The sequence below is a fragment of the Acinetobacter sp. WC-323 genome, assembly GCF_000314615.1.
In the GTDB taxonomy this organism is placed as follows: domain Bacteria; phylum Pseudomonadota; class Gammaproteobacteria; order Pseudomonadales; family Moraxellaceae; genus Acinetobacter; species Acinetobacter courvalinii.
The window spans coordinates 21,957-47,402 of record NZ_AMZS01000008.1 but is presented as its reverse complement, the minus strand read 5'-3'; the positions used below and the strand labels follow the sequence as shown (position 1 = coordinate 47,402).

Sequence of the window (25,446 nt, the reverse complement as noted above, 5' to 3'; positions counted from 1 at the left end):
AGGCTTCATTTAAACATGTGAGGGGCACATATTTAAAAATTATGAGCTATGCGGCTGGAATATGGTTTGAACGAAACGTGAAAAACGCTCATGTTGACTGGCAAAAAAAGTCTGGGTTGGTGTCGTACGAATGGTATTTAACATTTTTAACTCGTCATCTGTTGACGGTAGCATGCTGGTATTGCGTTTTTGCTGATCCAGTGCTTTGACGATCAAGCTTGAAGAAGATTTATCAAGCGTTTTTATGTTATTGCTTTCTTTAATTGCAGCTGCATGTCCAGCTTGAACAGAACATAGCAAAAATAAACTTATATATACTGTTTTCTTCAATTTTAATGTTGGCATCGCTAACATTCCCCTCTTGAATTTGAGTCTATAAGACTACCAAACTACTATACTATTGCTTTAATAATACGATTTAAACATAAATCTTAATAAAAAAGTAGAACTAAGTCACACTTTTTACAAAAATCTTAAAATTCAACACATCCTTCTCTAGAATTATAGCATTCTGGCTACTTTGTATACACGCGCAATTTAGCAAGCAAATGTGTAGAAAAAGTGGAGAATGATAATTTTTCTCATTTTTGCTTCCAGATGTTGTTTTGGCGGCTTTTTATCCAGTCCATCCATTCCAACCTTAGCTTAAAAACTGAAAAGCAATAAATTTATTGATATAACTGCATGATTGTAAATCATTTTTAAATAAATATAGTGATTACAAATGGGGTGGACTGGATCAATAAACAATGAAAACAGTGATTGCAGCAGCATTATTGGCGCTGGGCTTAAATGGGGTGGCGCAAGCCGCGACGACATTTTTAAACGTGTCTTATGACCCGACTCGGGAATTTTATCAGGAATATAATCAGGCCTTTGGTCAATACTGGAAACAACGAACCGGTCAGGAGGTTGATTTTAAACAGTCTCATGGCGGCTCGGGTAAACAGGCACGTTCCGTGATTGATGGCTTGCAAGCCGATGTGGTGACTTTGGCGCTGGCAAATGACATTGATGAAATTGCCAATGCCGGTTTAATCCGTAAAGACTGGCAAAAACAGTTTAAGGATAATTCTGCACCCTATACGTCGACCGTGGTTTTTCTGGTACGTAAAGGTAATCCTAAAAATATTCGCGACTGGAATGATCTGACCAAAGATGGGGTGGAGATCATTACGCCAAATCCAAAAACCGGTGGGGCACCGCGCTGGATCTACTTGTCGGCTTGGGGCTATGCCTTGAAACAGCCGGGTGGAAATGATGCCAAAGCCCGTGAGCTGGTGAAAAAGCTTTATCAAAATGTCAAAGTCCTGGACTCTGGTGCACGCGGTTCCCTGACCACCTTTGCTGAGCGTGGCATTGGTGATGTATTGCTGTCCTGGGAGAACGAAGCCTTATTGGCAACGCAAGGCTTAGGTAAAGATAAGTTTGACATCGTCTATCCTTCAATTTCAATTCTGGCGGAGCCTTCAGTGGCAATCGTGGATAAAACGGTAGATAAGAATGGTAACCGTCAATTGGCACGTGGCTATTTAAACTTTCTTTATTCGCCGCTCGGTCAGGAACTGGCAGCAAAACATTATTTCCGTCCACGCAATCCTCAGGTGGCAGCCAAATATGCCAAACAATTTCCCAAGATCAAATTATTCAATATAAATGACGTGTTTGGCGGCTGGGCAAAAGCGCAAAAAACCCATTTTGTAAATGGTGCGATTTTTGATCAGATTTATGCGGAAAAACCATAAATTTAGTCTTCATTCAGACCAACACAAAAGATTGAAAAGCAAATACCCAAGGTGTTTGCTTTTTTATTGCATGAAAAATGACAAGAAAACGGTTTTATCTATGAAAAGTTAAGAATTCTCTACAAAAAGTCGTTTGGTGCTGGCGTAAAACAAGGTGATAATGTGCAGTTACATTTTCAGCTGTTGATTCAATTCTTATGTCGCATATTTCTGTCTTACTTCATGAAACCGTTGATGGCGTATTGGCAGGTCGCGATACTGGTATTTTTGTCGATGCCACCTTTGGTCGTGGTGGACATACCAAGCTTTTATTGTCAAAACTTGATCAGAATGCGCGCGTCTATGCCTTTGATAAAGATCCTCAAGCGCTTGAAGTTGCAGCACAATTAGAACAAGAAGATCCACGCTTTAAAATTATTCATGCCAGCTTTGCCGATTTGCAGGCTGAACTTGCCAAGATTGGCATTACCGAAGTTGACGGCATTATGGCTGACTTGGGTGTGTCATCACCACAGCTTGACCAGGCAGAACGTGGTTTCAGTTTTATGCAAAACGGGCCACTGGATATGCGTATGGATAATTCGCAAGGCCCAACTGCGGCAGAATGGCTGCTTGATATTGAAGAAGAAAAACTTGCAAACATTATTTACCAATATGGTGAAGAACGTTATAGCCGCCGTATTGCCAAAGCCATTAAACTGGCAGGCGAAATGACAACAACAGCTCAACTGGCAGAAGTGGTTAAAACAGCACATCCAAAATGGGAAAAGCATAAGCATCCGGCCACACGGACTTTTCAGGCCATCCGGATTGCTATCAATAAAGAACTCGACGATATCGAGACATTCTTGCCGCAAGCGGTTACCTTGTTAAAACCAACGGCGCAGCTGGCGGTGATTAGCTTCCATTCGCTGGAAGATCGTCTGATCAAGCAATTTATTCAAAAAGAATCGAGTCTGGCCGAAGATTCAGGTTGGGGCATGCCTCAAGCGCAGGTTGATACTCGACGTTTAAAGAAAGTTTCTCGTATTCGTGCGAGTGAAGCAGAAGTAAAAGCAAATCCTCGCTCGCGTAGTGCATGGCTACGTGTGGCGGAGCGTTTAGAGCAAAAAGGCTAAGAATGAACAACAAGAATGACGACGACGTTTTACCAAGCAGCAAAAAGGGACTGAAAAAAGTCGTTGTATATGCTGTACTCGTTGCATTGGTTTTTACCAGTGCAATGATGGTGGTGTTTCAGGTCTTTGAATATCGTCATGATTATCGTGACTTAAGCGCCTACATGCGCGAACGCGATGATCTGAATGCAGAGTGGGGCCGCTTACTGATCGAGCAGCAAACCTTTGGTGCCACAGCACAGATCGGTTCTCGGGCCGTGACCCAACTGCGTATGTTCTCGCCACCCGCTACGCAAACTGTAGTGATTTCTTTACCTATGACTTCAAAGCAAGATAAATAAGGCATGCTGTATGGCAGATAAAAGAAGCAAACCAATACGAAAAAAACAGCAGTCGATTTCGGAAAGACCAACACTTGCTTTGGACATGTGGCGATTTTATTTGCTGTGGGGCACGGTGCTGCTTTGCTTTGTGGTTCTGGTCGCACGCGCCTTCTATGTGCAAGTGGTCAATAAGGACTTTTTACAAAATAAGGCCAATGCCAATATCTTGCGTACCGAACGTCTTGAGGCGATGCGTGGCGTGATCAGTGACCGTCATGGCGTGCCGTTGGCGATTAGTACCCCGATCATGAAAATCGTGATCGACCCGAGAGATTACTGGGAAACCAAACAGCAGTTTGATGAAATTACAGCTGAGTTAAAGAAAGACCCGAATAACCGTAAATTAAAACGCCAATTGCCCGATAAAAACCTGAATCTGGATGAACTGGCCGATGCGGTCGGTGTTGATCGTGCAGATTTAAAGAAACAGATGCAGGCACGCCCTCGTTCACGTTATCTGGTACTACAAAAAGAAATTCCACCCCAGCAGGCAGACCTGATTACCAAACGTAATTTTCAGGGCGTTTACGCCGAGAAGAGCTATAAGCGTTACTATCCGCAACCTCAGCCTAATGCACAGATTATCGGCCTGACCAATAGTGAAGGGGTAGGCATCGAAGGTCTGGAAATGCAGCTGAACAAACAGTTGTCGGGTGTCGATGGTGAGCAAAAAATCATTCGGGATAAAAAAGGTAACCGTCTTAAAGTTTCTGAAGTGATTAAAGAAGTCGAATCAGGCGAAAATATTACCCTGAGTATCGACTCGCGTTTGCAATACATCATGTATCGTGAGCTGACCGCAGCAGGTGTGGCCAATAATGCCCGCTCTGCCACCGCAATTGCGGTTGATGTCAAAACCGGTGAAATTCTGGCGATGACCAGTTGGCCGTCTTATAATCCGAATGACAAAAACGGTCTCAGCAACAAAGATGCCATGCGTAACCGTGGTGCGATTGACATGTTTGAGCCAGGCTCGACCATGAAGCCGTTTACCGTTGCCGCAGCCTTGGAGAGTGGTAAGTATACACCGTCGACTATTGTCAATACCTCACCAGGTTCGATGCGTTTAGGCTGGCATACGATCCGTGACACGCATAACTACGGTGCCTTGACGGTGTCTGGCGTGATTATTAAATCGTCAAACGTTGGTTCGGCCAAGATCGCGTTGTCGCTGCCAAAAGATACGGTTCCTTCTTTCTTTAGACGGGCTGGTTTCGGGCAACGCTCAGCAGTCAAGTTCCCGGGTGAAAGTGCGGGTTTGCTCTATTCCGGTAACAAGCTGAATCCTTCACAACTGGGAACCATGGCTTATGGTTATGGTCTGAATGCGACCATTTTACAGGTAGCCCAAGGCTATGCCATGCTAGCGAATCATGGTGTGCAAATGCCGTTGAGCTTGCGCAAACTGGACAAGGCACCAGAAGGCACACAAGTGCTGGCACCTAAAATTGCCGATCAGGTCCTCACCATGCTGGAGCAAGTCACCATGCCGGGCGGTACTGCCAAGCAGGCCGTAATTCCGGGTTACCGTGTCGGGGGTAAAACAGGGACTGCACATAAACTGCGTGCAGACCGTAAAGGCTACTCCAACAGTGAATATCGTGCCTTATTTGCAGGGGTTGCGCCGATCAGTGATCCGCGTCTGGCCATCATTGTGGTGGTTGAAAACCCGCAAGGCCGTTATTACGGTGGTCTGGTTGCTGCCCCGGTATTTGCACGCATCATGCAGGAATCATTACGTCTTCTGAACGTACCTTTAGATAAACCACTTGATACTTCTATAAAATCCAATCCGTAGGTAGATTATGTCGATTAGTTTTCAGCAGATACATCCGATCAGCATTGATGCGGCTTGGTCTACCCAACCTTTTCAGGGCTTTTCTCTGGATAGTCGTAAGATTGAAAAGGGGCAGATTTTTATTGCCCTGAGCAGTTATAGCCAGCCAGAAAAAACACGCCAGTTTGCCCAGAATGCCTTAGATGCCGGGGCATTAGCGATCATTAGTGAAACGGCTTTAGGTTTTGCCAATGAGTGGCTGTGTCCTGAGGTTCGCTATCACATGGGCGAATGGCAAAAGCAGTATTTACAGGCAGTCGATCCGGTAGCGTCATTACGTGGTATTGCGGTGACGGGAACCAATGGTAAAACCACCATTTCTCGTCTGATTGCCGAGCTGATTAGCTCGCAAGGTCAAGGCTGTGCGGTGATGGGTACCACCGGTAACGGGATTTTACCCAACTTAACCCCATCTACACATACCACTTTAGATGCCTTGCAATTGCAACATGCGCTGCATGATTATGCCAAACAAGGAGCGAGCTTCGTGGCGCTGGAAGCCAGTTCGCATGGTCTGGAGCAAGGCCGTCTCAACGGTTGTGAGCTTGAAATTGCGGTCTATAGCAATTTAAGCCGCGACCATCTGGATTATCACGGTACGCTTGAGGCCTATGCTGAAGCAAAAGCCTTGCTGTTCAAGTTTACGACTTTAAAAGCTGTTGTGATTAATCTGGATGATGCGCATGCCCAAATCATGCTGGATGCAGCGAAAGCCAACCCGTCACAACCCAAAATTCTGACCTACTCTTTGACCCAAACAACGGCTGATTATCATATTGCTGATTTGCAGTATCGTTTAAGCGGGGCAAGTTTTACCCTGATCAGCCCAACCGGCGCCTATGTGGTACAAAGCCCACTGCTGGGGCATTTTAATGTTGAAAACTTATTGGCGAGCCTGATTGCTGCCGAATATGCAGGTTTCGCACTGGCAGATCTGGCGCAGTTTGTACCGCAACTGCAAGGTGCACCAGGTCGTATGCAGGTGATTCAGGATGCCGAGCGTCTATTTGTGGTGGATTATGCCCACACACCGGATGCCTTGATTCAGGTATTGACCACATTAAAACGTCATGTCACTGGACAGTTATGGGCGGTATTTGGCTGTGGTGGTGATCGTGATCGTGGCAAACGTCCGCTCATGACGCAGGCCGCGCTTGATCACGCCAATCCGGTCATGCTGACCTCAGATAACCCACGGACTGAAAATCCTGAACAGATTTTTGCCGATATGAAGCAGGGCATTGATTTTAGTGCACACGTCATGCATGAAATTCATGACCGCCGTGAAGCAATTAAATTTGCTGTAGCGCAAGCCCAAGCCGGAGATATCGTGGTGATTGCGGGCAAAGGCCATGAAAACTATCAGGAAATCGATGGCGTGCGGCATTGGTTTGATGATGTGGTTGAAGTACAGTCTGCGATTGCTGCGCAACCGCATTCGCTACATTCTGCTTATCCTGTGCAATAGTGTGAAAAAAGGTAAATAAAAAACCATGCATACCTCAACAACCAGTACTGTTCCATTAGAAGCGTGGACAGCAGAACAATTACAACAAGCCACCCAAGGCCAGTGGTATCAGCAGAATATTCCGCAGGGTGAAATTAAGCGTATTTTGACTGACTCACGTCATGCCGAGGCTGGTGATGCATTTCTAGCATTAAAGGGCGAGCGTTTTGATGCACATGACTTTGTCGCACAAGTGGCTGCACAGGGTTGTCAGATTGCCATCGTAGAGCATCCTGTTGAGGCTGATATTGCACAGCTTGTCGTAAAAGATACACGTTTGGCATTAGGACACCTTGGAGCCTATCGCCGTCAGCAAAACCAACAGTTGAAAGTGATTGCCTTGACCGGTAGCAGTGGTAAAACCACCACCAAAGAAATGTTGGGCAGTATTTTATCGCGTTTAGCCCCAACCCTGATTACCCGTGGCAACCTGAATAATGATTTGGGTGTGCCGATGATGTTGCTGGAACTACGTCAGCAACATCAATATGCGGTGATGGAACTGGGTGCCAGCCACCAAGGTGAAATTGATTACACCTCCAATCTGGTGCAGCCACATGTGGCAGGCATTTTGAATATCGGTACGGCACATTTGGGTGAGTTCGGTGGCCGCGAAGGGATTTGCCGCGCTAAATCGGAAATCTATGCGCATATTTTGCCGCAAGGCACCGCCATTGTTCCTGCGCAAGATGATTTTGCAGCCACTATTCGTGAAAATGCCCAGCCCCATCCGACGCTGAGCTTTGGTGAGGGTGGTGATATTTTTGCGACAGAGATTCAGCTTCATCCTCAATCGGCACAGTTTAACTTGCATACGCCACAAGGTGTTCGTGCAGTGAATTTGCCCTTTGCTGGCGCGCACAATGTACAGAATGCCGCAGCAGCTACAGCATTTGCTCTAGCACTGGGTATTGCACTGGATGATATTGTGCAAGGCTTGGAGCAAGCACAAGGTGCCAAAGGTCGTCTGAACTTTATCCAGCAGCACAATTACCTGTTTATTGATGATACCTATAATGCCAATCCGACCTCGATGCGTGCAGCCGCGCAGGTGCTCTTGCAGCAGCAGGGCTTGAAAGTCATGGTCATGGGGGATATTGGCGAACTCGGTGACAGTAGCTGGCAGGAACATCATGATCTAGGACGTGACTTATCGGCCTTGCCACTTGATCAATTGATTGTAGTGGGTGAATTCGCTGCAGCAGCGCAACAAGGTTCATCTCATTCAGCAAAGCTATATGCCTTTGCAACACAGGCAGAAGCCTTACCGTTTTTAATTAATTTAGTCCACACACATCAACCCCAGTCAATGAGTTTCCTGTTCAAAGGGTCTCGTTATACCCATATGGAAACGTTGATGGCTGACTTGATGGAGAAAATTTAAATGTTGTTATGGTTATTTGAACAATTGGCGGACTATAACAGTTCGTTTCAGGTTGTTCGTTATTTAACATTGCGCTCTTTGTTGAGCTTACTGACTGCCCTGACGATTGGTCTGGCCTTAGGCCCGGTCATGATTCGTAAATTACAGGCACTCAAGTATGGTCAGGCAGTCAGCTCTTTTGCGCCAGAAAACCATGCCAAAAAAATGGGAACCCCTACCATGGGCGGGATCCTGATTTTACTCTCTATCGGGATCAGTACTTTATTGTGGGCAGATTTATCCAATCCTTACGTCTGGATCGTGCTTGGCGTGATGGTGGTGTTTGGTGCAGTGGGCTGGGCTGATGACTGGATTAAGGTCCGTTATAAAGACAATGCGGGCTTACCTGCGCGCAAGAAGTTTTTCTGGACTTCGGTGGCGTCTCTAGGAGCCGGTATTGCCTTATATGTGATTGCAAAACAGCAAGATAGCGCAGTGCATACCGCGAATATGCTGGACTTGCTGATTCCTTTCTTTAAGAACCTTTCAATTCCGTTGTCAGTATTCCCATTAGGTTTGGCATTTATTGTGTTTACTTATCTGGTGATTAACGGTGCATCGAATGCGGTGAACCTGACCGATGGCTTAGACGGTTTGGCAATTATGCCGATCGTGATGGTTGCGGCTGGCCTAGGCGTATTTGCTTATTTGTCGGGGGATATCCGTTTCGCTGAATATCTGCATATTCCTTATGTCAAATATACCTCTGAGCTGGTGGTGATCTGTTCGGCAATGGTCGGTGCCGGTCTGGCCTTCCTCTGGTACAATGCACATCCGGCACAAGTCTTCATGGGTGATGTCGGTGCATTGGCACTTGGAGCGATGCTCGGTACCATCGCGGTGATGGTGCGTCAGGAAATCGTCTTTGCGATTATGGGCGGTGTCTTTGTAATGGAAGCCATTTCGGTATTCTTGCAGATCGGTTCATTGCGTATGCGTAACAAACGTGTGTTCTTGATGGCGCCTCTGCATCACCATTATGAAAAACAGGGCTGGAAAGAAACCCAGGTGGTCATCCGTTTCTGGATTATCACGATTTTCCTGGTCGTGTTAGGCTTAATGACCTTAAAATTACGTTAAACCAAGATTCAAGAAAGAAGCTGGTATTGACCAGCTTTTTTTATGTTTGGAGAAAATAGATGAGTTTGTTGATGTGTCCTGTTTGTCGCCAATCATTGAATTTGGTAGAGAACTCATGGCGTTGTGAACAAGGACATCACTATGATGTCGCAAAACAGGGCTATGTCAATTTACATGTAGTACAACATAAACACAGCAAGTCACCGGGCGATACGCCTGAGTCGGTACTGGCGCGTCGTGAGTTTCTGCAAGCCGGTTTTTACCAGCCTTTACAGCAGGCGGTGGTCGAGATACTGCAACAGCTTCAACCTGAAGCGGTACTGGATATTGGCTGTGGTGAGGGCTACTACACCAGTGCCATGCAGGCGCAGACCAAGCAATGTATTGGGGTGGATATTGCCAAGACAGCGGTACAGCGAGCAGCCAAGCTGAATGCAAAAGTGACCTGGGTGGTGGGAACGGGGGCCACCTTGCCTGTTCAGGATCATTGCATTGATCTGTGTACCAGTCTGTTTAGTCCAATTCCTCAAGATGAAATCATGCGGGTGCTACAACAGGATGGATATCTGATTGTAGTCACGCCTGCGCCACGTCATTTATATGATTTGCGTGCCGCCTTGTTTGAGCAGGTGAACCTGCATGAACCACAGAAGTTTGTGGAGCAGCTAGAAGCACAGTTTGAGCTCAAACAGGAGCAGGTGGTGGAAAGTGACATGTCGCTGGATCAGCAGGCTTTAAAAAACCTGATTGCCATGACACCGTATGCTTATAAGGCCAATCCCGAACGACGCAAACTGCTGGAGCAGTCGCCACAATTCGCAGCAACGGCAGCCTTCCAGATTTATCTGTTCCAGAAAAAAAACAAGCCATCAATTTGATGGCTTGTTTTTTTTCTTATTGAATCTGATTAATCAGATTCTCAATTCCGTCACGCTCTTTTTGAGGTGTCGGATTGTTTGACCCCATTGCCGGTGGCTGCTTCTTCGCAGGTGTGATTGGACGTTCCTCACCGACGCTTGGTGGTGTGGTGCCAGGCAAGTCAGAAAAGTCATTTTCGGTTGAACGCGTTGGCGCTGGTGGTGCTGGGCGATACATTGGACGAGCCAGCGGTGGCGAAGCACGATATTCTTTTTTGTCTTCGCTTTGCTGGATCTGTAACTTATCGCGCGAAATCGGATCTTTGGCATCTTTATCCAGACGTACCCATGCTGATGGTGTGTCTTTTAAAGACTGACCCATGAAGTTAGTCCAGATCGGAAGCGCAGCAACCCCACCATATTCACGACGACCCAGAGTACGCGGCTGGTCAAAGCCCACCCAAGCCACAGCAACTAACTTACCGTTAAAACCTGCAAACCAGGCATCTTTGGCATCATTGGTGGTCCCTGTTTTACCGCCCAGATCATCACGGCCGATTTTCATCGCTGCACGTCCAGTACCGTGCTGGATTACATCACGAAGAATGTTGGCCATATCATAGGCCGAGCTTGATTTCAGGATGCGTTGCGCCTGACGGTAGTCACCATTTGGTTTGCTGGCCTGTGCAGTATCAGCAGCAGTCAGTTCAACATCAGATGCCGCATTGACATCATCCAGTGTCTCATTGGTAATGTCTTTGACGTCATCTTTTTTGCTTGCATCCGCCGTTGCTTGCTTCGCACTGTTATTTGCCGTGGCAATACATGGAATACATGCATATTCAGGCTTGGCTTCATAAATCACTTTGCCATACGCATCTTCAATACGGGTGATAAAGTGTGGCTGGATACGGTAACCGCCATTGGCAAAGGTCGCATAACCGGTTGCCATCTGGATCGGTAATACCTGTGGCGTACCTAAGGCAATGGTGTAGTTACGTGGAATCTGGTCATCTTGTAAACCAAAATCCATAAACAGTTGGCGGGCACGCTCGATGCCGACATTTTGTAATAAACGCACAGAAACCGAATTTCGTGACAAATACAGGGCGCGGCGTAACGGAATCATACCAAGATAGCGTCCATCGGCGTTTCTTGGTGACCATTTACCAATGGTAATCGGACTGTCATTGACCATGCTATATGGGGTCATACCACGCTCTAAAGCCAATGCATACACAAATGGTTTAATGGTCGAACCAGGCTGTCTCCAACCCTGTAAAGCGCGGTTAAATTTCGATTGATAGAAGTTATAGCCACCTACAACGGCTTCAATTGCACCGTCATTCGGATTAATGGCAATGAGTTGGCCCTGTACTTTAGGTACTTGAGTCAAAGCCCAGACTGTTTTGCCTTCATTTGGACGTAAACGCACAATATCTTTAACTTTAACAATTTGTGCAGCATTGGATGGCGCACCACCGACGCTATTGGCATTACGATATGGACGCACCCAAGACATGCCTGACCAGTTCACGGTTACGGTTGAGCCATCCTGCATCAAGGCTTCAAAGGAATTATTATTCACTTTGGTAACTTGCGCAGGGTAGGTGTTGGCATAGGCCATGAACTGTTTTAACGGTTTATCATGTGCTTCTGGACCGCGCCAGCCATGACGACGGTCATAGGCTTCCAGTCCGTTTTGAATCGCCTGTTCTGCATAGCGCTGGCGGTTGCTGTCAATGGTGGTATAAACCTTATAGCCCGAATCAATCGCCTGTTCGCCAAAATGCTCAACTAATTCGGAACGGACCATTTCTCCGACATAGGGAAAAACGTTACTGACAGAGCGATCCACCATGTTGAGATTGATCGGCTCGGCAACCGCTTGCTGATACTGGTTCTGGTTGAGATAACCCAGTTGTAGCATACGGCCTAAAATCCAGTTACGGCGCTCGAGCGCACGGTCTGGATTCACCACCGGATTATATTTTGACGGTGCTTTCGGTAAGCCTGCAATCATGGCCATTTGTGCGGTGGTCAGCTCATTCAGGTTTTTGTTGTAATAGATACGAGCTGCCGCAGCGATACCATAGGCATTTTTACCCAGGAAAATTTTATTGACATAGGCCGTCAAGATTTCCTGCTTGGTCAAGTTCTGTTCGATTTTTCGTGCCAGAAACACTTCCGTCAGTTTACGTCTAAGCGTACGGTCCGGACTTAAATAATAGTTTTTCGCAACCTGCATGGTAATGGTTGAGCCGCCAGTCTGCACATCCGAGCCCGTAACAGATTCAGTTAAAGCTCGCCCCAAGCCTTTAAAACTGATGCCGCTATGCTCAAAAAATGAGGAGTCTTCTGCTGCAAGAAAACCATGAATGAAGGTTGGAGGAATCTGTTCATACTTAACAGGAATGGAGAGTTTTCCGCCGTATTCCGCAATCAACTTATTATCAGCCGTATAGACCTGCAATGGTTTTAATAAAGGCGCTTTTTTTAATGAACTCATATCTGGCAATGATGGCGCGAGATAGAGATACATGCCATAAAATCCCATTGGAAGTGAGACTAAGATAATAATAATGATCAAAAAAAATGGGCGAACAATACCAGAACTGGATAGCTTTTTCATAATAAGTAAGTTTTAATAAGAGCGAATGGCAAACTAATTGTGGTCAGTATATCCTTTAGACATGCGGATTGTTAGATGAGTTATTGTATCCGTATCAATTAAAGACCAAAACAAAATTAGTATGTTGTATTTTTGGGGATAAAAAAATAAATAGGAAAGTACTGTGCTCAGGTTATATCGTAAACCAAATAAGGGGTTAGTGGGTGTCGATATTAGTTCGACAACTGTTAAGTTATTGGAGCTCTCTGTAAAGAACGGTAGATATTGGGTTGAAAGTTATGCGGTGATGCCATTACCTGAAAACAGTGTAGTGGAAAAAAGCATTCTGAACCCAGAGGCGGTGGGGGATGCGTTAGAGAGAGTGGTGAACCTTGCCAATCCTCACACCACCAATGTTGCAATCGCAGTGCCGACATCTATGGTCATTAACAAGATCATAGAAATGGATGCTGACATGTCGGATGAAGAACGTGAAGTTCAGATCCGTATGGACGCTGAGCAATACATTCCGTTCCCATTAGATGAAGTGAGTCTGGATTTTGAAGTTTTACCGGATCGTTTGGCCAATCCAAACCGGGTAAACGTCCTGCTCGTGGCAACACGGACAGAAAATGTAGACACGCGCGTCGAAGTGCTTGAACTGGCTGGCCTCACCGCGAAAATTGCAGAAGTGGAAAGTTACGCCATGGAGCGTGCTTTCAGTGTCTTTGCCGATACCTTGCCGATGGGTGCCAATACCGTGGGTATTCTGGATATCGGGCATACCATGACCACGCTGTCTGTAATGCAGAAAGGCAAAATTATCTATACCCGTGAGCAGGTCTTTGGTGGTCGTCAACTGACTCAGGATGTACAAAGTCGCTATGGCTTGTCTTTTGAAGAAGCCGGTCGTGCAAAAAAAGAAAGAACCCTGCCAGACGATTATGATACCGAGGTGCTTGAGCCTTTCCTTGATGCCGTTGTTCAGCAAGCGGCACGTTCACTGCAGTTCTTCTTTTCATCCTCTCAGTTTAATGAGATTGATCATATTCTGCTTGCTGGCGGGAATGCCAATATTCCTGGTCTGGCCAAGCTGTTACAACAAAAGCTCGGTTATCGGGTGACCATTGCCAATCCATTTTTACAAATGGGTTTTTCTCCCCAAATTGATATTAAAAAAATTGAAAATGATGCCTCTTCATTAATGGTGGCATGCGGTTTGGCAATGAGGAGTTTTGATTAATGGCAAAGATTAACTTACTCCCTTGGCGTGATGAGCTAAGAGAACAACGAAAGAAACAGTTTGTCGCTTTTTGTGTTGGGGTTGCTGCATTAGGGGTTGCTTCGGTCTTCTCAGGCTGGATGTATTTTGATCATAAACTCAGTGATCAGGAACAGGCCAATCAGCTGATTGTGAGTACCAACCAGAATCTGGATACTCAACTGAAAGCACTGGATGGCTTGCAAGAACGCCGTAATGCGATTATCGAGCGTATGAAGCTGATTCAGGGTTTACAAGGACAGCGTCCGGTTACCGTACGTCTGGTGGATGAGCTGGTCCGGGTCACACCACCGACCATGTATTTAACCAAGTTCACACGCACCGGTGATAAATTCACCATTGAAGGAAAAGCAGAAAGCCCGAATACCGTGGCTGAGCTGTTGCGTAACCTGGAAGCTTCACCATGGTATCGCAATGCCTTCATGAATTCATTCCTGGCAGTGGATGAAGATAAAAACAAAGATAAAGCAGCAAGTTCGCTGGTTCCTCGGGTTGAGGAAAATTATGGCAGTTTTATTGTCACTGTCGATTTGGGTGAAATTGGTACAACGGTTGAAGCTGCACCCGCATCAGAACAGGCAGCATCAGGGGTAGTAGCAGTGGGGGCCGCGAAATGAACCAAGATGAATTGAATCAAGACAGCGTTGCGGTCAAGAAAAAGAAAATGACGGTCGAGCAGTTCTTCCAGCAATTTAATACGCTGGATATGAACAATTACGGCAGTTGGCCTTTATCTGTCAAAATTACCTGCTGGATTTTTGTGTTTTTAGCCGTGCTGGCGCTGGGTTATTTTGTGGTGATTAAATCTCAGCTCGAAGCGATTGAAAATGCTCAGGCCCAGGAACAGAGTTTGCTCAACGAGTTTAGAGAAAAAGATTCCAAGCTGCGTAACTTGCAGCAATATCAAGCGCAACTGCAAGAAATGGAAGCGAACTTTAATCAACAATTAGAGCAACTGCCCAAAGAGACAGAAATTCCAAGTCTGGTTGAAGATATTAACCTGACCGGAGTGAATTCAGGTCTGAAATTTAAAAATATCCGTCTGGAAAATGAAGTCAAGCAAGAGTTCTTTATTGAGCAACCGATCAGTATCGATGCGACAGGTGACTACCATGCCTTTGGTGCATTTGTTACCGGTATTGCGGCTTTACCTCGTATCGTTACCTTGCATGACTTTACCGTAGAAGCAAAAGAAGATACCCAGAAAAAGTCGGATATTCCGGTGGTGAATTATACCGTGAAAGCCAAAACCTACCGCTATGTAGGTGCGGATGATCAGGCCAATGCCGCTGCGGCAGCGACAAATAATCCACCTGCTGCAGGAGGAAAATAAGCCATGAATAATTATAAATTACTACTGAGCTTGTTGCTTGGATTGGGGCTGGTTGGATGTGATTCGCGTATCGATGCAGTCAACCAGAAGATGGCTGAAATTCGCAATCAGCCGCCTTTACCGATTGAGCCTGCACCGGTATTTACACCTGTACCTTTATTTAACTATTCGGCGCATCAGCTGAAAAGCCCGTTTATGCCAAGCTCCTTGGCGGCCGAGTTAAAGATTATGGCCGGTAAACGTGTATATCCGAACTTCAACCGTCAGCCGCAACCACTGGAAAGTTATGCCCTCGAATCCTTAAATATGAAGGGCAGTATGCGGGGTAGAACCAATGCCACCATTGCTCTAATTCAAACGCCGGATGGACAAATCGAGCGCGTACAAGTGGGGAGTTATTTGGGGATGAATCAGGGGCGCATCATTAAAATTAGCCCGACGCAAATAGATTTAGTGGAAATCGTACCGGATGGACGAGAAGGTTATGTGGAAAGACCGCGAACACTCGTTCTCATTGGGCCAGCACCATAAGATTAAAGGAATAACAATGAAAAAACAGTTTAAAGATTCTTTATTTGGGGAAGCGAAGACCATGAATCATGCATTCCGTCAATTTTCTATGGCTGCGATTACGCTTGCAGTGATGCAGGTGGCTTCGGCACAAGTCAGCATGACCAACATTGTGCCGATGAATTTGGCTGAACAAGGGACCGAGATCCGTGTCATGTTTAACGGGTTACCGCCGCAGCCACAAGCTTATCAGCTGGAACAGCCTGCTCGCTTGATTCTGGATTTTGATAAGGCACAACAGAATTTAAAACAGACCTCTATTCCTGTATCTACCAATGAAGCAAGCTCTGTGGAAGTCGCGGCTGATGATCAGCGTTCCCGCGTGATTGTAAATTTAAAAGATGCAGGCGCTTTTACCACCCGTGTTGAAGGCAATACTTTTGTACTGAAAATCAATTCAGCCAAACCTGCTATGGCAACGCCGGTCGCTGCTGTTCGTCAGGTTCAACAAGGGATTTCCAATATTGGTTTCCAGCGTGGCAATCAGGGTGAAGGTCTGGTAGTGATTGATTTGCTTGGCAATAACACGCCGGTCGATGTGCAACAGCAAGGCAGTAAGATTGTTGTGCGGACCATGGGCAATAAAATCCCGACCCATCTGGCGCGTCGTTTAAATACCAATGACTTTGCAACACCTGTTGCCAGTATCGATGCCTATAACGATAAAGGTAATGGCGTGGTAACGATTCAGTCTGCAGGTAGCTATGAATATATGGCCTATCAGGCAGAGAATAAACTGACTATCAGTTTAAAGCGTCCTGAAGATAAATCGCCAACCAAGGCCAAGACTCAAACCTATACTGGCAATAAGATTTCTCTAGATTTCCAGGATATTGAAGTACGTCGTGTCTTGCAGTTGCTGGCTGACTTTACCGGTATCAATATGGTGGCGGCAGATACAGTACAGGGCAACATCACCTTACGTCTTAAAGATGTGCCATGGGATCAGGCTCTGGATATTGTTCTGAAAACCAAGAATCTGGACAAGCGTCGTAATGGCAATGTGATCTGGATTGCACCGGTTTCAGAATTGATTAAGGCAGAGGAAGAAGAAGCCAAAGCGCAGGCGCAAAGCGTGAAACTGGCGCCACTGCAAACCGAGTATATTACCTTAAGCTATGCAAAAGCAGCCGATATTGAAAAATTGATTACTCAAGGCAAAAATGCGAGTACAGGGAATGGTAATTCTTCCGGCTCAATCAGCAATGATACTTTGGCGGGTGGCTTGTTAAGTCCACGCGGAACTATCTCGATTGATCCGCGAACCAATACTTTAATTGTGAATGATACTTCACAGAAGATTGATCAGATCCGTAAGATGGTTGACCTACTGGATGTGTCGGTGAAACAGGTGATGATTGAAGCACGTATTGTCAGTGCCAGTACCGATTTCACCAAAGAGATGGGGGTGAAATGGGGCATCCTGTCGCAGGGGATCACCAAAAATAATGACCTGTTAGTCGGTGGTAGCGATACAACCCTATGGAACTTAAGAAAGCCTGAGAAAGATAGTGATACAGGGGGCTGGAAATATGAAATTGAACGCCCGGATAATCTGAATGTCGACTTGGGCGCAGTTACCCCTGGTGCAAGCCGTATTGCCTTTGGTTTGATCAGTCTTTCTGACTTTATGCTGGATCTGGAACTTTCAGCAGTACAGGCCGATGGTTATGGTGAAGTGATTTCGACACCGAAAGTCATGACCGCAGACAAGCAGGCAGCCAAAATTGAATCAGGTAAGAAAATTCCGTATACCTCCTCTTCTGGCGGTGGTGCGAATGCGGTGCCTAAAACAGAATTTATTGACGCGACTTTAAGTCTGGATGTAACACCAAGCATTACCCCAGACGGTAAGGTGATGATGAAACTGAACATTACCAAAGACTCGCAAAGTACCCCGACCCCGACAGGTTAGCTCACTATCAATAAAAACCAGATCGATACCAATGTATTGGTGGATAATGGTGAAACCGTGGTGCTTGGCGGTATTTTTGAGCAGGAAAATATCAGTTCTCAGGTCAAAGTGCCGTTCCTCGGTGACTTGCCTTATGTCGGACGTTTATTCCGCCGTGACCTGAAAACAGACAATAAACGTGAACTGCTTATTTTTATTACGCCGAGAATTGTTAATGACACTTTGACCAGAAATCATTAATATATTTTCAATAATCGCAATTCATATAGGTGGCGCGTTGCCAAGCAAAGCGTTTGAAACCCTACCAAATATCTATTTGGTAGGGCCAATGGGGGCAGGAAAAACAACAGTTGGCCGGCATTTAGCAGAATTGCTAGGCCGTGATTTTATTGATAGCGATCATGAAATCGAACGTAAAACAGGTGCCACAATTCCATGGATTTTTGAAAAAGAAGGGGAAGTCGGATTTCGGTTACGCGAAACCAATGTATTGAATGACTTAACCTCTCGTCCATTATTGGTATTGGCCACAGGCGGTGGCGCAGTCACCCAAGTCAAAAACCGTGAATTTCTCAAACAGCGTGGTATCGTTGTCTATCTTTATACGCCTGTAGAGCTACAGCTACAGCGCACCTATCGTGATAAAAATCGTCCTCTCTTACAAGTCGAAAATCCAGAGCAAAAACTACGTGACTTATTGGCCCTGCGTGATCCTTTATATCGCGAAGTCGCACATTACGTCATTGAAACAAATCAAGGTGCGGCACGGGATTTGGCACAACGTATCTTGCACGTCATTTTATCTAAACAAGTTAAGTAATCGCTGGTTGGTTGTTATTATGCAAACGTTACATGTTGAGTTGGGTGACCGTCGTTATCCCATATTTGTAGGCAGTCATTTAGACCCGAAAACATTGCTTGAGCCGTATTTACATGGTCGACAAGTGATGCTGGTGTCTAACTCAACAGTTGCGCCTTTGTATTTACAACATTATATGGATGCCTTGATTCAGCTGGATAAACAGGTTGCGCAATGCATTCTGCCTGATGGTGAGCAATATAAAGATATTCAGCATTTGAATCTTATTTTTGATGCTTTGCTTGAAGCCGGTTTTAACCGTGACTGTACCGTACTGGCATTGGGCGGTGGAGTGATTGGCGATATGGCTGGTTTTGCCTCAGCCTGTTTCCAGCGTGGCGTTTATTTTGTGCAGGTGCCGACAACGTTATTGTCACAGGTTGACTCAAGTGTCGGTGGCAAGACCGGGATTAATCATCCCTTGGGTAAAAATATGCTGGGAGCTTTCCAGCAGCCACAAGTGGTGCTGGCGGATATGGCGCAACTGGAGACGTTGCCAGATCGCGAACTGTCTGCGGGACTATCAGAAGTGATTAAATATGCCTTATTGGGTGATGTCGATTTTCTGGTCTGGCTAGAGCAAAACATGGATGGATTGATCGGACGTGATGCAAATTTACTGGCAGAAGCGGTTTATCGTTCATGTGCTCATAAAGCGCGGATTGTGGCCAATGACGAAAAAGAGCAGGGCGAGCGTGCCTTATTAAACCTGGGGCATACCTTTGGCCATGCCATAGAATCTTATCTGGGTTACGGCACCTGGTTACATGGTGAAGCGGTGGCGACCGGTATGGTGATGGCAGCAGATTTGTCTCATCGTTTAGGCTGGATTTCAGCCGAAGAGGTGCAACGTACAAAAAATATCATTCAACGTGCCAATTTACCGATATCATGTCCAAAAATTCCATTAGATGAATTCTTGGCTTATATGTCGCATGACAAAAAAGTCTTAAACGGTCAGTTACGTCTGGTTTTATTGAAAAGCTTGGGTCAGGCCGTCATTACTAAAGACTTTGATGTTGAGCTAATGAAACAATCTATTCTTGCGAATCAATCTGCATAATTAATTATTTGGGTAAAGCATGGCTGTGTCACGATCAATTTGGCAAAATATTCAACAATATAGCTGGCTGGTTTTTGCGCTGGCTTGTTTAATTGCTGCGTTGATATTCTGGGGCGTTACCGATACCAAGGCATTGGTGAAAGAGCAACAGCCCGCTGAAACCGAAGCACAGGTTCAAATTCAACCGGAAAAAGTGGCGGCGACTGCGCATCTGGGCGCACTCTCGGATGAAGTCAAACCTTTGGATCTGACCACACGCGTAGTGGTGGCCAATGATCATGCACCCGAATTTCGTGGCACCAAATATATGAAGGACCATCAACGTCAGTGGACAGTGGAAATTTTCCGCAGTTCGGATGAGGCCATTATTAAAAACTTCTTGCTCAATCGTTCAGATCGCAAGAAGTTTGTGTATTTCCGTCTCAGCGGCGAAGATCAGGTCGAGCAATATGTGCTTACTTATGGTGCTTTTTCAAATGCAGAAGAAGCTACCCGTCAATTTGCGCAGCTTAATCTGGCGCTGCCTGATTCGGTCAAACCCAAAGCGCAGCAATTGTCGACCTATGCTGAATTGGTCAATGATTTGGGCGCTGATGAAATGAAATCGGCGTCCAATCAGCTTTATGCGGTTCAGCTCAGACCTGCAGCATTGCCAAAAGTTGATGAAACCTTGTTAATGAATCGAGCACCAGTAACGAGCAACCGGACGGCTGAATCATCAACCACAGTAAAAACCACGGTGACTCAACGTGATGCACAGGGCAATGTGGTAAATGTCAAACAAAGCCAATCTGCACCTCCAGCACCAGCAAATGCTGAAAAAATAAAAGAAAATTCAGATTCTTCTAAACGAGAAGTCAGTGATCCATTTAATTAATGATGCACTAAAATTGTGCACACATGATTCTTTTTATAGCACCCTGATTATTTTTGGTGCACTTTTCAGAAAGGGGCAAGTGGTTTGCCCCTTATAACTTAAAGTTATTTTAATTTTTTTAATGATTTAGTAAACCTAATTTTACATGGCATGTTTTTTGCATCCTTGTGGTGCTAATTTGTCTGCTCATTGCGCCTTTTGAAACTAAATGATTCATTAGTTTCGTGAAATGGAAAGTTTTTGTGCTTTACAAACTTTTTTGAGGGTGTAATAACTGAAAACACTTTAGATGGCGAAATGCACTGCGTCTTGAAAAAGAAAGGCGTATATTGCAAATCCGCCAGTAAAAATGTTTTCGCGAAGCATTGAACTTTAAATGAGTTGATCGGCAATATCGCAGAAAATGAATTGAATGTTTGTTGCTCGAAAGAGCCATGTTGAAAGAAGGGTACGCTATGCACATGCCATCGCCTAATACTGTAGCTCCCGCTCAAGGTTTATATCAGCCTGACGAGTTTAAGGATAACTGTGGTTTTGGTCTGATCGCCCACATGAAGGGTGAATCAAGTCATCATCTTGTAGAAACCGCGATTCACAGTTTAAGTTGCATGACGCACCGTGGTGGTATTGCCGCAGATGGCAAGACGGGAGATGGTTGCGGCTTATTATTGGCGATGCCAAAGCAATTTTTCCGTGACGAAGCAAAAAAACTGAGTGATATTACACTGAGTGAAATTTTTGCTGTGGGTACCGTATTTTTAAATGTAGATCCGGCATTAGCGCAACATTCCAAAAATATTTTAACCAAAGAAATCGAGTCAGATGGCTTACGCGTACTGGCTTGGCGTGTGGTTCCGACCAATAACGATGTCCTCGGTGAAATTGCACTGCAATCTCTGCCTGCATTTGAACAGGTCATTGTGAACTGTCCAATGGGGGTAAGTGAGGTTGAGTTTAACCGTAAGCTTTTCCTGGCACGTCGTCGTGCAGAACAACAATTACAAAACGATCCGTCATTCTATGTGACCACGCTTTGCTCGACCGTGATCAGCTATAAAGGCTTGATGATGCCGGCTGCGATTGCAGACTTCTATACCGACTTGGCTGATGAGCGTTTAAAATCGCATATTGTGGTGTTCCACCAACGTTTCTCGACCAACACCTTGCCACGTTGGCCTTTGGCGCAACCTTTCCGTTACCTTGCGCACAATGGTGAGATCAATACCATTACCGCAAACCGTAACTGGGCATTGGCACGTACCCCGAAATTTGAAAACCCGTTATTGCCTGGCCTGACTGAGCTGAATCCGATCGTTAACCGGACCGGTTCAGATTCGTCAAGTCTGGATAACATGCTTGAAATTTTGGTCGGTGGTGGCATGGATCTGTTCCGTGCGCTACGTATGCTGGTTCCACCTGCATGGCAAAACGTTGAAACTCTGGATGCTGACTTACGTGCTTTCTATGAATTTAACTCGAAGCATATGGAAGCTTGGGATGGTCCGGCAGGTCTGGTGATCCAGGATGGTCGTCATGCGATCTGTATGCTGGATCGTAACGGCTTGCGTCCAGCGCGTTGGGTCATCACCAAGAATGATTACATTACCCTTGCCTCTGAAATCGGGGTGTGGGGCTACGAGCCAGAAGATGTGGTGTCTAAAGGCCGTGTCGGTCCGGGTCAAATCCTGGTTGTCGATACCTTGACAGGCAAAGTGCTGGATACCAAGGATGTCAGCAATCACCTCAAGAACATGCGCCCATACCGTGAATGGTTGCGTGATCATGCGATTCGCCTACAGGCCAATCCACAGCTTGAAGAGCAACTGGTCGATCAAGGCTTAACCGGCGACAAGTTAAAAGCAGCACAAAAAATGTTCATGGTGACATTTGAAGAGCGCGATCAACTGTTACGCCCGATCGCTGAAAGTGGTCAGGAAGCGGTTGGTTCAATGGGTGATGATACCCCAATGGCGGTATTGTCTCGTCAAGTGCGCCATGTGTCTGACTATTTCCGTCAGCAGTTTGCTCAGGTTACCAACCCGCCAATCGATCCACTCCGTGAATCGATCGTGATGTCACTGGAAACCTGTTTAGGCCGTGAACAGAATGTGTTCGAACAAGGCCCGGAGCATGCGGACCGTATCATCATTTCCAGCCCGGTCTTGTCTAATTCAAAAATGCAGCAACTTCGTGATGTAGAAAAAGATCGCGAAGGCTATGGCGTGGTGGATATTGACCTGAACTATGCAGAAGCTGAAGGTTTACAGGCTGCGATTGAGCGTATCTGTGAAGAATCGGCACAGGCGGTTCGTGATGGTAAAACACTGATTGTATTAACCGATAAAAACTTCCGCGAAGGGTATTTGCCTGCAAATGCCGCCTTGGCCACAGGTGCGGTACATCACCATTTGATCAAGACCGGTTTGCGTACTGACGCGAACATTATGGTTGAAACCGGTTTTGCGCGTGATCCCCATCAGTTTGCGGTATTACTTGGCTTTGGTGCGACTGCGGTTTATCCATATCTGGCCTATGATGTGATCAATGATCTGGTTGCGAAAGGTGAGCTACTGGGTGATCCAATTCAAGCGCAAGCCAACTTCCGTAAAGGGATTGAGAAAGGCTTACTGAAAGTTCTTTCTAAAATGGGCATCTCGACGGTTGCTTCTTATCGTGGCGGTCAGCTATTTGAAGCGGTAGGTTTATCTTCTGAAGTGGTAGATAAATGTTTCCTTGGCGTGCCAAGCCGTATTCAAGGTGCAACCTTTGCCGATCTGGAAAATGACCAGAAGAAATTGGCAACCACGGCTTGGCAGAACCGTAAGCCGATTGATCAAGGTGGTTTGCTTAAATTCGTATTTGGTAAAGAGTATCATGCGTTTAATCCAGACGTGATCAATGCCTTGCATAAAGCGGTACGTTCAGGCCAGTATCAAGACTTTAAAGAATATGCAGAACTGGTGAATAACCGTCCAGTGGCGACCATTCGTGATTTATTCAAGTTAAAAACCACAGATGGAATTGCGATTGATCAGGTTGAAACGATTGAAGAGATTCTGCCACGTTTTGACTCTGCGGGTATGTCTTTAGGTGCATTATCACCAGAAGCACATGAAGCAATTGCGATTGCCATGAATACGATTGGTGGTCGTTCCAACTCGGGTGAGGGCGGTGAAGATCCTGCGCGTTATGGCACGATTCGTAACTCGAAAATCAAACAGATTGCTTCTGGTCGTTTTGGTGTAACGCCAGCTTACTTAACGTCTGCTGAAGTATTACAGATCAAAGTTGCACAGGGTGCAAAACCGGGTGAGGGTGGTCAGTTACCGGGTGGTAAAGTGAATGGCTTAATTGCACGTTTACGTTACTCAGTACCTGGTGTTACATTGATTTCACCACCACCGCACCATGATATTTATTCGATTGAAGATTTATCACAATTGATCTTTGACTTGAAACAGGTCAATCCTCAAGCGATGGTATCAGTCAAACTGGTCTCTGAACCAGGTGTTGGAACAATTGCTGCGGGTGTTGCAAAAGCGTATGCCGACTTCATTACCATTTCAGGTTATGACGGTGGTACAGCGGCATCACCACTTTCATCGATTCACCATGCGGGTTCTCCTTGGGAATTGGGGCTAAGCGAAGCGCATCAAGCCCTCCGTGTTAATGATTTGCGTGGCAAGGTTCGTGTACAAACCGATGGTGGTTTGAAAACCGGTCTGGATGTGATCAAGGCGGCTATTTTAGGTGCGGAAAGCTTCGGTTTCGGTTCTACGCCAATGATCGCATTGGGTTGTAAATACCTGCGTATCTGCCACCTGAACAACTGTGCAACCGGTGTTGCAACACAGCAAGATCATTTACGTCAGGAACACTATATTGGTGAACCTGAAATGCTGATTAACTTCTTCAAGTTTATTGCAGAAGAAACCCGTGAATGGTTAGCTGCATTGGGTGTTGCTTCACTGAAAGACTTGATTGGTCGTGTTGATTTGCTTGAAGTTCTACCAGGTGAAACAGACAAACATGCCCATCTTGATCTCAGTGCCTTATTGACCTCACATCCTGCTGCTGAAGGTAAGGCGCAATATTGCCAGGTTCAGGGCAATGCACCATTTGATAAAGGTGTCTTGGCTGAGCAAATGGTGGCAGAAATGTTGCCAGCAATTGAAGCGGGTACAGGTGGTTCATTCAACTTCACTGTCGGTAACTGTGACCGTTCGATTGGTGCGCGTATCTCAGGTGAGATTGCACGTCGTTATGGCAATCTGGGGATGGAAAACAATCCAGTGGTCATGAACCTGATCGGTACTGCGGGTCAGTCACTCGGGGTATGGAATGCGGGTGGTCTGCATATCAAGCTTGAAGGTGATGCCAACGACTATGTCGGTAAAGGTATGGCAGGCGGTCGTGTCTCGATCTTCCCGCCAAAAGGATCGCCGTTCCAAACCCAAAATACGGCTATTATCGGGAACACCTGCTTATATGGTGCGACTGGCGGTAAAGTCTTTGCTGCGGGAACTGCCGGTGAGCGTTTCGCGGTGCGTAACTCAGGCGCATTTGCCGTGATTGAAGGTGCGGGCGACCACTGTTGTGAATACATGACCGGTGGTGTGGTAACCGTATTAGGTAAAGTGGGCCATAACTTCGGTGCAGGTATGACCGGTGGTTTTGCGTATGTCCTTGATCTTGATAATGACTTTGTTGACTACTATAACCACGAACTGATTGATCTCAATCGTATCTCGACAGAGGCGATGGAAGACCATAAAGAAAACCTACTGCGTATTCTGGATGAGCACATTCAGGAAACGGGAAGTGCATGGGCTTACAAGATCCGTAATGAGTTCGACTTCTATAGTCGTAAGTTCTGGCTGGTGAAACCAAAAGCTGCTAATTTACAGACGCTTTTGAAAACCACCCAAGCCGATCCACAATAATTCCACGACTGCATAGACATAGGCAGGTGCAGAGATGAGGGAC

17 protein-coding genes and 2 pseudogenes are annotated in these 25,446 nt (G+C 46.0%); 17 read left to right on the top strand and 2 right to left on the bottom strand.

The annotated features are described in order from the left end of the window. Positions 1-39 precede the first annotated feature (39 nt). Positions 40-345 carry a hypothetical protein gene (locus ACINWC323_RS17855; RefSeq protein WP_005227687.1) on the bottom strand — a complete coding sequence of 102 codons (306 nt, stop codon included), beginning with the start codon at positions 343-345 and terminating at the stop codon, positions 40-42. A gap of 404 nt (positions 346-749) precedes the next feature. Between ACINWC323_RS17855 and ACINWC323_RS17860 the strand changes: the two genes are divergently transcribed. The 8 genes and pseudogenes from ACINWC323_RS17860 to ACINWC323_RS17890 all read left to right on the top strand — a co-directional run bounded on the left by ACINWC323_RS17860 (position 750) and on the right by ACINWC323_RS17890 (position 9,971). Beyond that, positions 750-1,745, top strand: coding sequence for a sulfate ABC transporter substrate-binding protein (locus ACINWC323_RS17860; RefSeq protein ID WP_009506617.1), 996 nt, complete (start codon positions 750-752; stop codon positions 1,743-1,745). Between the two features lie 197 nt (positions 1,746-1,942). Further along, positions 1,943-2,863, top strand: coding sequence for a 16S rRNA (cytosine(1402)-N(4))-methyltransferase RsmH (gene rsmH, locus ACINWC323_RS17865; protein WP_009506602.1), 921 nt, complete (start codon positions 1,943-1,945; stop codon positions 2,861-2,863). A gap of 2 nt (positions 2,864-2,865) precedes the next feature. Then, complete coding sequence (gene ftsL / locus ACINWC323_RS0118610) at positions 2,866-3,204, top strand: cell division protein FtsL (protein ID WP_005227681.1); 339 nt, start codon at positions 2,866-2,868, stop codon at positions 3,202-3,204. A 10-nt stretch (positions 3,205-3,214) separates the two neighbouring features. Beyond that, positions 3,215-5,048 (top strand): annotated as a pseudogene (gene ftsI / locus ACINWC323_RS17870) (penicillin-binding protein PBP3). Positions 5,049-5,051: 3 nt separating this feature from the next. After that, the gene (locus tag ACINWC323_RS17875; RefSeq protein ID WP_009506724.1) at positions 5,052-6,551 is read left to right on the top strand and encodes a UDP-N-acetylmuramoyl-L-alanyl-D-glutamate--2,6-diaminopimelate ligase; all 1,500 of its coding nucleotides are present in this window, start codon (positions 5,052-5,054) and stop codon (positions 6,549-6,551) included. 25 nt (positions 6,552-6,576) lie between these two features. Then, positions 6,577-7,974 carry a UDP-N-acetylmuramoyl-tripeptide--D-alanyl-D-alanine ligase gene (locus ACINWC323_RS17880; RefSeq protein ID WP_009506716.1) on the top strand — a complete coding sequence of 466 codons (1,398 nt, stop codon included), beginning with the start codon at positions 6,577-6,579 and terminating at the stop codon, positions 7,972-7,974. After that, positions 7,975-9,093: a phospho-N-acetylmuramoyl-pentapeptide-transferase gene (gene mraY / locus ACINWC323_RS17885; protein WP_005227668.1), complete on the top strand. Its 1,119-nt coding sequence runs from the start codon at positions 7,975-7,977 to the stop codon at positions 9,091-9,093. It abuts the gene before it with no gap. Positions 9,094-9,152: 59 nt separating this feature from the next. Continuing rightward, positions 9,153-9,971, top strand: coding sequence for a methyltransferase (locus ACINWC323_RS17890; protein WP_009506707.1), 819 nt, complete (start codon positions 9,153-9,155; stop codon positions 9,969-9,971). A 16-nt stretch (positions 9,972-9,987) separates the two neighbouring features. Here the strand turns inward: ACINWC323_RS17890 and ponA are convergent, their stop codons facing one another. Further along, complete coding sequence (gene ponA / locus ACINWC323_RS17895; protein ID WP_081401837.1) at positions 9,988-12,582, bottom strand: penicillin-binding protein PBP1a; 2,595 nt, start codon at positions 12,580-12,582, stop codon at positions 9,988-9,990. Positions 12,583-12,745: 163 nt separating this feature from the next. Between ponA and ACINWC323_RS17900 the strand changes: the two genes are divergently transcribed. The 9 genes and pseudogenes from ACINWC323_RS17900 (at position 12,746) to gltB (ending at position 25,403) form a co-directional block, all read left to right on the top strand. Beyond that, entirely contained in the window at positions 12,746-13,804 is a 1,059-nt protein-coding gene (locus tag ACINWC323_RS17900) for a pilus assembly protein PilM (RefSeq protein ID WP_005227665.1), read from the top strand. Then, complete coding sequence (locus tag ACINWC323_RS17905) at positions 13,804-14,460, top strand: PilN domain-containing protein (RefSeq protein WP_009506658.1); 657 nt, start codon at positions 13,804-13,806, stop codon at positions 14,458-14,460. Before ACINWC323_RS17900 ends, ACINWC323_RS17905 begins: the two co-directional genes overlap by 1 nt. Next, positions 14,457-15,176, top strand: a complete 720-nt coding sequence (locus tag ACINWC323_RS17910; protein ID WP_009506583.1) for a type IV pilus inner membrane component PilO — start codon at positions 14,457-14,459, stop codon at positions 15,174-15,176. Before ACINWC323_RS17905 ends, ACINWC323_RS17910 begins: the two co-directional genes overlap by 4 nt. Before the next feature lie 3 nt (positions 15,177-15,179). Then, positions 15,180-15,707 carry a pilus assembly protein PilP gene (locus ACINWC323_RS17915; protein ID WP_005227658.1) on the top strand — a complete coding sequence of 176 codons (528 nt, stop codon included), beginning with the start codon at positions 15,180-15,182 and terminating at the stop codon, positions 15,705-15,707. Between the two features lie 61 nt (positions 15,708-15,768). Next, positions 15,769-17,901, top strand: a pseudogene (locus ACINWC323_RS17920) (type IV pilus secretin PilQ). 10 nt (positions 17,902-17,911) lie between these two features. Beyond that, positions 17,912-18,481, top strand: a complete 570-nt coding sequence (gene aroK, locus ACINWC323_RS17925; RefSeq protein ID WP_104021896.1) for a shikimate kinase AroK — start codon at positions 17,912-17,914, stop codon at positions 18,479-18,481. 19 nt (positions 18,482-18,500) lie between these two features. Next, a complete protein-coding gene (gene aroB, locus ACINWC323_RS17930; RefSeq protein WP_009506640.1) occupies positions 18,501-19,583 on the top strand; it encodes a 3-dehydroquinate synthase in 1,083 nt (360 codons plus the stop codon). Positions 19,584-19,602: 19 nt separating this feature from the next. Further along, positions 19,603-20,460, top strand: a complete 858-nt coding sequence (locus ACINWC323_RS17935) for a hypothetical protein (protein ID WP_009506628.1) — start codon at positions 19,603-19,605, stop codon at positions 20,458-20,460. A 461-nt stretch (positions 20,461-20,921) separates the two neighbouring features. Beyond that, positions 20,922-25,403, top strand: coding sequence for a glutamate synthase large subunit (gltB, locus tag ACINWC323_RS17940; protein ID WP_171062151.1), 4,482 nt, complete (start codon positions 20,922-20,924; stop codon positions 25,401-25,403). Positions 25,404-25,446 lie beyond the last annotated feature (43 nt).